The sequence below is a fragment of the Oleiphilus sp. HI0123 genome, from assembly GCF_001635315.1.
Window position 1 is genome coordinate 1 of record NZ_LWGE01001632.1, and the last position, 1,230, is coordinate 1,230.

Consider the following 1,230-nt stretch of genomic DNA (forward strand, 5'->3'; position numbering starts at 1 on the left):
GACAGGATATACCTATTTAACTCGCTTAAATTAAGCACTGGCACATTCCCTGAATGTCTAACTCGTACAGAAGAATCTTGGTTCGAGAATACAACCACACCTTGAACCCACGCTCGGCCGTTCTTTTTCTTCAAATCATCAGAAAGTAACCAAACGAGCTTCTTAACTTGTGCGATTGGGTTACGCATCGTTTTAGAATAAGGCGTACCGCCTCGACCTACCTTTTGTACATGCCAATCTTTATCACCTTCTGTTCCATAAATTGAGCCGTTATTGTGTTTCACTTCAATCACAAAAACTGTATCGGGCCCCATTACAATAATATCAGCCTCGTTAAAGCCCGTTCGTGACTTTTCGTTCGGTAGGTCCACTTGGTTATAAATCGTGTATGAGTCAGGTAAATGGCTTAACACATTCATGGTTATGTCTTCACCAACTGCTCCAGCTCTAAGAGTTTGACTGCCGTTTTGGGAGCCCCAAGAAATCAGAGCAAAAACCATGACTATGGCTGCCGCTACTGGGTGTAAAAACAAGGCACCTAGCGCTAATATCAGGCCGACGATCATAACCCCTTTACGACTTTTTCTTTTTTGCGCATCTGCTTCTATTGTTAATTTATTGCTTGTTACGTATTCCAGGTTTGCCATGTTTACTTCCTTTTATTTCAGATTAGTGCTCGGTTCTTATTACGAATAAACTTTTTCGTCTACTCGTTGAATTGGAAATAATATTACTGTGCAGCCTGCAACAAAGTTAGGGACAAGTGAGGGACACGAGTGTTTGGTGTTATAGACACACAAATAGAACCAAAAGAGAAACCAGCTATAAGCATTGGACCTGGATAACCAATGCACGCTGCAAACTTGACTAATAAGGTTTAACTTAAGCATTGACCTTATGAGGCTTTTAACCCTGGAATTACAACAACATCTATATGGTATTTTGCTAGCTCCTTTAAAGTAAACGAATCGTTATTCTTTAATAACTTTTCTAATGTTTCATATTTTTGGAACCATTCCTCGTCACTTAACGGATAAAAAGTATTGATGTAATCAGAGCCCTCGTTGATAACAACTCTGACCTTCGTGTTTTCATAATCACAGAGCTCAGCATAATAATGACCACGACCCTCAAAACCTTGAACAAGCCCCTGTTTAACAAGTCTAATCGTATTTTTCTCAACTCCATTTTCAGCATTCATCACTCCATACCTGAGCGCTAAGGTACGGT

General features: G+C 40.0%; 2 protein-coding genes. Both read right to left on the minus strand.

Going from position 1 to position 1,230, the window contains the following annotated elements:
• On the minus strand, nt 1–647 hold a 647-nt coding region (locus A3761_RS21950; protein ID WP_068750876.1), incomplete at its 3' end, for a nuclease-related domain-containing protein.
• 248 nt (nt 648–895) lie between these two features.
• Nucleotides 896–1,230: hypothetical protein (locus A3761_RS21955; RefSeq protein ID WP_231881284.1), on the minus strand; the 335-nt coding region annotated here is incomplete at its 5' end.